Source organism: Neptuniibacter sp. 2_MG-2023 (genome assembly GCF_030547495.1).
Classification (GTDB): domain Bacteria; phylum Pseudomonadota; class Gammaproteobacteria; order Pseudomonadales; family Balneatricaceae; genus Neptuniibacter.
On sequence record NZ_JAUOQC010000024.1, the window covers coordinates 23984 to 31335 of the forward strand.

Below are 7352 nucleotides of genomic sequence, written 5' to 3' on the forward strand. Positions count from 1 at the left end.
AATAACTACCTATAGCCTAAACTTACGATTGTGATTACTTGCGCTGACATCTTTTGGAAAAACGACACCCCTTATTCAACAGGTTTTGATGATTTCTACTTCAATACAGAACAAAGTTTTGAAGATAGCTTGTATGTTTATATAAACGCTAACAACCTACCTTCACGACTCAACGCTGTACCAAAACGATTGACCATCGCTGAAACAGGATTTGGAACGGGGCTAAACTTTCTACTTACTGCGCAGCAATGGTTGAATAAAAGCTCTAATGGACAACAACTTCATTTTATCTCCGTGGAAAAGCAACCACTAAGCCATAACGATTTAAAACGCGCCCTTCATCAATGGAAAGACTTCGAACCTTTATCATCAAAGCTATTAAACCAATACCCCTTAGCATGCCAAGGCTTCCATCGACTTTCCTTTCCTGATGAACGAATCACATTAACCCTGATTTTTGGAGATGCTTTAGATAGCTATAAACAACTCAAAGCCTCTATTGATGCCTGGTATTTAGATGGGTTTTCACCATCAAAAAACCCTGATATGTGGACAGATAAGTTATTTAACTCAATAGCTAGACTCAGTCATTCAAAGACAACCTTCTCAACATTCACATCAGCTGGCGTAGTCAGAAGAGGATTACAAGCTGTAGGTTTTGAGGTTAGAAAACAAACCGGCTTCGGAAAAAAACGCGAAATGTCTTTAGGCACATTCATCGAAAATAAAGCGCCAACTCTAGATACAAAACCTTGGTTTTCAATCCCAAAATCGGAACAGCCTACTGAAGTTACTATTATTGGCGGGGGGCTTTCTGGCTGCTCCACGGCCTACTCTCTTGCACAGAGAGGGATTAAGGTAAGACTCATTGAGAAAGAGCAGCATTTAGCAACAGCAGGATCGGGTAATCGGCAAGGGGCACTTTATGCCAAGCTACCTGTCAGCCCTACGAAACAAGGCGAACTGCATCTGACCGGTTTTTTACATACCGTTAATCTACTTAAACGGAAAGACCCCGAGCAATCCTTTTGGTCTCAGTGTGGCGTAGCGCAGCTAGCGACTAAAGAAAACGAAAAAAAACGACAACAGGAATTAATTGATAACAGCCATTATCCTGATTCCCTAGTACAACATAAATCAGATATCGAATTATCGGAGATTAGTGGTTCTGTCGTATCCAGTAGCGGTTTATTTTTTCCTACAGCAGGCTGGGTGTCACCTGTAGACTTCTGTCATCTATTAGCCGCCCACTCTAATATCTCTATTGAGCAACACGATATAACAAATATCGAACAGGCCGATCACTTATGGAATCTAACCACCAGCAACAGTAAGCACTTACATTGTTCCCATTTAATTATCTGCAATGCTGAATTAGCTAATCAATTTAAACAAACTGAACATCTGCCGTTAAAGGCCATTCGCGGACAGGTCTCTATTACTGAAGATAGCGCAGATCTACCTCAACTAAAGACGGTTGTTTGCGGCGAAGGCTATATATCCCCAACACAAGAGGGTAAATATTGCTTTGGTGCCACATTCGACCTAAAAGGTAAGCAACGTAACGTCACTCAATACGACCATAATAAGAATCTAGAAAAACTGGAGGATGCTCTACCAGAATTTCATGACGCGCTTATCGGTAAAAAAGAGCCGCTCACAGGAAGAACAGCCTTTCGCTGTAGCACACCAGACTACATGCCTGTTGTTGGTCCAGCGCCAATCTATAGCGATTTTGTTGAAACCTTCGATCGTCTGAGAAAAGATAAAAATTGGTGTTTTGATGGCATCTGTCCTAGCCATTACCCCAATCTATATGTAAATACAGGCCATGGATCCAAAGGGCTAATTACTTGTCCGATCTCAGCTGAATTATTAGCGTCTATGATCTGTAATGAACCTTTACCTCTCCCCACGACTCTAATAGATGCAGTGAACCCAGCGCGGTTTATTATCAAGAACTTGATAAGACGGGCGATATAAGTAAAGAGCATGTATGTTAAGCTAAAAAGCACAGATCGGTTAGTATTTGAACAAACACAGATGTGGAGCGGTTATGACACTTTATGTATACGACCACGGCTATCGCATACAAACACCAAAGGAAGCCCTCTTTCCTAAACAAGGTGTCGACTCTCTATCGAAAAGCCGCCATATACATCGAACTGCAGACAAGGAAGATCGGCTACACTCCGATGGTGAAAAGTTTATTATCCCCGGCCCCGGAAAACCCAATCAAAACAAAGATCCAGCCACCCTTGCATATACAGCTAATGCTGAAGAAGCTGAACCCCAGAACGAAAGCGCTCAACTTACTGTATCAACGATCATGGTATCCCCTGTACATACAATATCGCCCAATGTTACCGTCAGTACCGCTTGGAAAAGGATGCTGAGCTTAGAGATTAGCCACTTAGTCATTGCCGAAGAGGATAAACGGCCACTAGGCTTAATATCGAAGACAGATTTAATCGAGGCGGGAACCGATTCACTCACTCTTATTAGTGACATTTATTCTAAACAACTAATCGCTGCAACACCTGAAACCTTAGTTCAAAGTGTTGCCATTAACTTTATCGACAACGAAATAAACTCTATACCTGTTGTAAATAATAACGATGAGATAGTGGGCATTGTTTGCCGCACAGATTTATTAAGACTCCTTGTCAGCGGAGCTCATTTGGAGCGCTGGGTTTAGTCGGAAAAGACGTTAAAGGCGGTTGCTCCTTATCTTTACCACTGCCAAATAACCCTGCTATAAAGCGGAAGACTTTTTTGATACCTCGCCAAAGTTTTGGCAACAACCAAATCAATAAGATGATAAATACGACCAACCCTACCAAGAACCAAACAGGATGGTTAAGTGCTGCCCATAAACCACCCAGCACTAATAAATCTTCACTTATAGACGCAGTCCAATTAGTCACCGGTTCGGGAGAGGTATTTATCAAAACACGACTTCCCGCCTTAGCGGCATGACTTCCCGCCGCTAACGTCCCACCGACAAGAGCTGCGGCTAATTCGACAGGTACAGACATATCACCTACAGCACCCGCTGCTAGCACAGCCCCCGCAGGTATTCGGATAAAGGTATGCAGCCCATCCCAGCCAGTATCAACACCAGGAATCTTATCGGCAAAAAACTCGACAAAATACATAAAGCCCGCAGCCATTAAGACTAACGGATCAGCAACAACTTGAAGCTCTTCAGGCAGTGCGATATGCCCCATATTATTGAGCATGCCCAACATAAATATGGTTGCATAAAGATTAATCCCACTGGCCCAACCAACACCCATTGTCAGCGCAATAAGGCTAATAGTTTGCTCAAGCTGATCCATTTGACGACCTCTTTTTGATTAGGCTCAGCAGAAAAAACTATTACAGGCCGGCCCAGTTCATAACATATCTTTATGAACTATATTACAAAGGCCTTTACTCTCGCTGAACAAAATCACGGCATCACCTGAACGTAACTTACCTCTAACTTGCTCCACTTTAGCTGACAGAGAGATCTCATTATCACCATAATCAGTGCCATCACGACTAACAAACTCTTCAATTAATGCATTGAGCGTATCGGGTTCAAGCTGCTCATAAGGAATGATCATTAAGACTTATCCACAGTTACCAAAGTTTTAACTTGTTAAACCAGCTTTCACCTTGCCACTGCCCTTTACATGCTTGTAACTCATTTGACCAACGTTGCGCTCTTAGCTGGATACCTTTAGCTTGCTGCGCCAGTTCTGGGTATTTATCGGCTTCAAAACGATGGTAACCACCATGCCCTAACCTCAATGCAAGATAATGTTCACCAGCGTCTTGCCAGCCAATATGATTTCGTTTAACACTTTGCTGAGTGAACCAACCGATAAAATCAACTGCATCATCAGGGATCTGTGGCGAAGCATCCCAGCGTTCACTCCGTATACGATACTCTTCCCAATCAGCACTGCGTGGCCTTACATGTTTTTTATCAAGATCAGACAAAGGCAATTCGAGCAGCGCCAAGGAGAGAGAAATAGGCGTGCCATATTTCTGCTCGGCCAGCACAGCAGGCTCGACCCACTCATCATTATCATCCAGCTCATCACAAATCAGTAACGCAGGTTGAGTCGAAGCTCCAAAGCAACCACTCAATAGAAACACTAAAATAGGCAGAACCAATAATGCCTTCTTAGAGATCATCATACTTCAACCACTCCATGTTGTTGGAGAAAGGCGACAAACTGCTCTTCATCCATTGTTTCAATACCCAATTCAGATGCTTTCTTTAATTTAGAACCAGCCCCAGGACCCGCAACAACACAATCCGTTTTAGCAGAAACACTGCCCGCCACTTTTGCGCCTAATGCCAGTAGATATTTTTTAGCATCACTGCGTCCCATCTGCTCAAGCTTACCAGTTAATACCCATGTTTTACCCGCTAAAGGTAGCGCTTCCAGTTCCACCGGCTCAATAGCATCCCAATGAACCCCCGCTTTTTCTTTATCCAGTAGATCCGCGATCACTTCTCTATTATGAGGTTCAGCAAAAAAGCCGATAATATGTTTCGCAACAATAGGACCTACATCAGAGACCTCCAATAGCGCCTCTTCAGTTGCTGCCATCAAAGGATCTAAATCACCAAAATGCATTGCTAATGCTCTAGCAGTAGCCTCGCCAACTTCACGAATACCTAACGAGTAAAGGAAACGGGAAAACTCTGTCTCTTTACTCGCACTTATGGCTTTTACTAAATTCTCAGCTGACTTTGGTCCCATCCGCTCAAGTGTTGATAACTGCTCCACCTTCAGTTGATATAGCCCTGCGGGATTATGAAGCAGATCCAGATCGACTAACATCTCAATCAATTTATCACCTAAGCCGTCTATATCCATCGCTTTACGGGAGGCAAAATGCTTTAACGCTTCCTTCCGCTGAGCGGCACAGTAAAGGCCACCAGTACAACGCACTACGGCTTCGCCTTCAAGACGTTCAACATCAGAGCCACAAACAGGACAAGCCTCTGGAGCAGCAACAGGCACGGTGTCATCAGGCCGTCTTTCCTCGATTACACGCACCACTTGAGGAATAACATCACCGGCGCGACGAATAATAACACTATCGCCTACACGCACATCTAAACGCTCAACTTCATCCATATTGTGCAAGGTAGCATTAGAAACCGTAACACCACCCACAAAAACGGGCTGAAGGCGAGCAACAGGTGTTACAGCACCTGTACGACCGACCTGAAACTCAATTGCTCGAACAACCGTCAACTCTTCTTGGGCAGGAAACTTATGCGCTATCGCCCAACGAGGCGCGCGAGAAACAAAACCTAAGGTTTTCTGTAATGCCAAATCATTGACTTTAAAAACAACGCCATCGATCTCATAAGGAAGCGAGTCTCGCAACGCCGCTACTCGAGTGTAGTAATCAAGACAACCTTGAACGCCTTTAACTTCTTCAAGCAGCGGATTTAACTTAAACCCCCAAGTTTTTAGCTGACGTAGGATAGCTGCATGGCCATCTGCAAGCTCACCCCCTTCAACAACCCCTACGCTATAACTACACATCTCCAAAGGACGTGATGCGGTTATTCTCGGATCCAACTGACGCAAACTACCAGCGGCTGCATTTCGAGGGTTTACAAAGGGCTTGTCACCTCGCTGCTCTGCACGGGTATTTAAAGCGTTAAAACCCGCCTTTGGCATGTAGATTTCTCCACGTACTTCTAGTCGCTGAGGGTAATCAGATCCTGAGAGTTTAAGAGGAATTGTAGGTATAGTCCGCACATTGAGAGTGATATTCTCTCCCGTTGAACCATCTCCACGGGTTAGACCTCTAATAAGCAAACCCTCTTCATAGAGTAAACTAATTGCGATTCCATCTAGTTTAGGCTCACAGGCATAGCCAATCTCTGTATCAGCAGGGTAATTTAATCGCTCAACAATTCGACGGTTAAATTCCTCCATATCTTCAGCATTAAACGCATTATCTAAAGACAGCATAGGTAACTCATGCTTAACTTGATTAAATGCAGCTAAAGGCGCACCGCCCACTCTTTGAGTAGGTGATTCAGGGGTAATTAAACTAGGATTTTCAGCTTCTAATGATTTGAGCTGCTGAAACAAACGATCATATTCCGCATCAGGAACCTCTGGATCATCCAGAACATAATAACGATAGTTATGATGATTTAGCTGCTCGCGCAACTGCTTTAGCTGCTGTTCAATAGACACGATGAAAACTCGACTCAAGAAAGAAGAAACGCGGCTTATCGGCCGCGTTTTTTAAGATTTTTCATTTCAAAATCACGTACACGCTGGCGATAATGTTCCATAGTTTGGGTCCGCAAGACCGATCGATTTTCATCGAGCATCTCCCCACCTAAATGCTTAGCGACTGTCTCTGCTGTTGCCAACATACACTCAAAAGCATCCATAACATCGCGAGGCTCTTCCATAGACATAAAGAACATAACTGCTTTCGTACTTAAACTCTGCGCATCATCGGGATCAAAGGTACCTGGCGGTAAAGCATTAGCCATACTGAACTGAACCGCACTAAGTCCTTCCTCATCTTCAAAACGATGGTAGATAGACATATCACCGAAACTCATACCACAAGCATCGATGATCTTTTGTAATACAACGCCATCAAACTGATCTGTCGATTTAGCAATAACCGATATGATTAATACATTTTCGGGATCTGGCTCTTTTTCTAATACTTTGCGTCTAGAAGGTGCCTCTTTAACTGGCTCATCAACCACTGGAGCCGACTCCCAAGGTTCGTCTTTTTCATGCAGATCTACTGACACAAGATCCTTATCGCGTTGGGATGCTTCAGCACTGCTCTTTTCAATAGGAACAGCTTTATCCTGTTTAGATTCCGCTTGAGGTGCATCAGCAATAAAAGCCGGCTGCTCACCTTTAACAGAGGTACGTTTAAAGGATTTATCCTCAGTCACTGGAGACTTTGTCAAACCATCATCTAAAGCAGAACCCAAGGTTAAACCCGCAAACGGATCAGTTGGCGCTTCAGGTTCCTCTTCGGGAAATTCAAATGTCAGCGTTGCTTGTGCGCCAGAGTCGCTATCAACTGGCGTTGTATCCTCAACACCTGCTAAATCTAGCTCTGGGAAAGCATCCGGTTCCTGATGCTCATCTTTGTGATCCAAATTAGTTTCATCTCCTATCTCTGTCATAAGGACAGTGATAGGTTTTTCAAAATCAATCTCTTCTTCCGCTACTTCAGGGATAAGCGTAGGTTGCCATTCGGTTTTCTTCAGTTCTGGCTCTGGCTCTGGCTCTGGCTCTGGCTCTGGCTCTGGCTCTGGCTCTGGCTCTGGCTCTGGCTCTGGC

General features: G+C 44.1%; 7 protein-coding genes. 2 read left to right on the top strand and 5 right to left on the bottom strand.

What is annotated here, in order from left to right:
• Positions 1–30: 30 nt before the first annotated feature.
• Together mnmC and Q4486_RS15545 are read left to right on the top strand one after the other, a co-directional pair.
• Positions 31–1983 carry a bifunctional tRNA (5-methylaminomethyl-2-thiouridine)(34)-methyltransferase MnmD/FAD-dependent 5-carboxymethylaminomethyl-2-thiouridine(34) oxidoreductase MnmC gene (gene mnmC, locus Q4486_RS15540; RefSeq protein ID WP_303520091.1) on the top strand — a complete coding sequence of 651 codons (1953 nt, stop codon included), beginning with the start codon at positions 31–33 and terminating at the stop codon, positions 1981–1983.
• Positions 1984–2056: 73 nt separating this feature from the next.
• Positions 2057–2698: an HPP family protein gene (locus Q4486_RS15545; protein WP_303415735.1), complete on the top strand. Its 642-nt coding sequence runs from the start codon at positions 2057–2059 to the stop codon at positions 2696–2698.
• Here Q4486_RS15545 and Q4486_RS15550 read toward each other — a convergent pair.
• The 5 genes from Q4486_RS15550 to zipA form a co-directional block, all read right to left on the bottom strand.
• Positions 2667–3341 (bottom strand): DUF4126 domain-containing protein, encoded by a 675-nt coding sequence (locus Q4486_RS15550; RefSeq protein WP_303415734.1) that lies wholly within the window; start codon positions 3339–3341, stop codon positions 2667–2669. The two genes, Q4486_RS15545 and Q4486_RS15550, sit on opposite strands and share 32 nt — an antisense overlap.
• 57 nt (positions 3342–3398) lie before the next feature.
• A complete protein-coding gene (locus Q4486_RS15555; RefSeq protein WP_067865067.1) occupies positions 3399–3611 on the bottom strand; it encodes a YheU family protein in 213 nt (70 codons plus the stop codon).
• Between the two features lie 16 nt (positions 3612–3627).
• On the bottom strand, positions 3628–4191 hold the full coding sequence (locus tag Q4486_RS15560) for a hypothetical protein (protein ID WP_303520093.1): 564 nt from the start codon (positions 4189–4191) through the stop codon (positions 3628–3630).
• Positions 4188–6227 (bottom strand): NAD-dependent DNA ligase LigA, encoded by a 2040-nt coding sequence (gene ligA / locus Q4486_RS15565; RefSeq protein WP_303520094.1) that lies wholly within the window; start codon positions 6225–6227, stop codon positions 4188–4190. Before ligA ends, Q4486_RS15560 begins: the two co-directional genes overlap by 4 nt.
• 35 nt (positions 6228–6262) lie before the next feature.
• The coding region (gene zipA, locus Q4486_RS15570) for a cell division protein ZipA (RefSeq protein ID WP_303520095.1) at positions 6263–7352 on the bottom strand (1090 nt) is incomplete at its 5' end.

Coding starts and splice junctions, on each gene's coding strand:
- Q4486_RS15545 (WP_303415735.1), top strand. CDS start 2,057: ATGACACTTTATGTATACGACCACGGCTATCGCATACAAACACCAAAG.
- Q4486_RS15550 (WP_303415734.1), bottom strand. CDS start 3,341: ATGGATCAGCTTGAGCAAACTATTAGCCTTATTGCGCTGACAATGGGT.
- Q4486_RS15555 (WP_067865067.1), bottom strand. CDS start 3,611: ATGATCATTCCTTATGAGCAGCTTGAACCCGATACGCTCAATGCATTA.
- Q4486_RS15560 (WP_303520093.1), bottom strand. CDS start 4,191: ATGATGATCTCTAAGAAGGCATTATTGGTTCTGCCTATTTTAGTGTTT.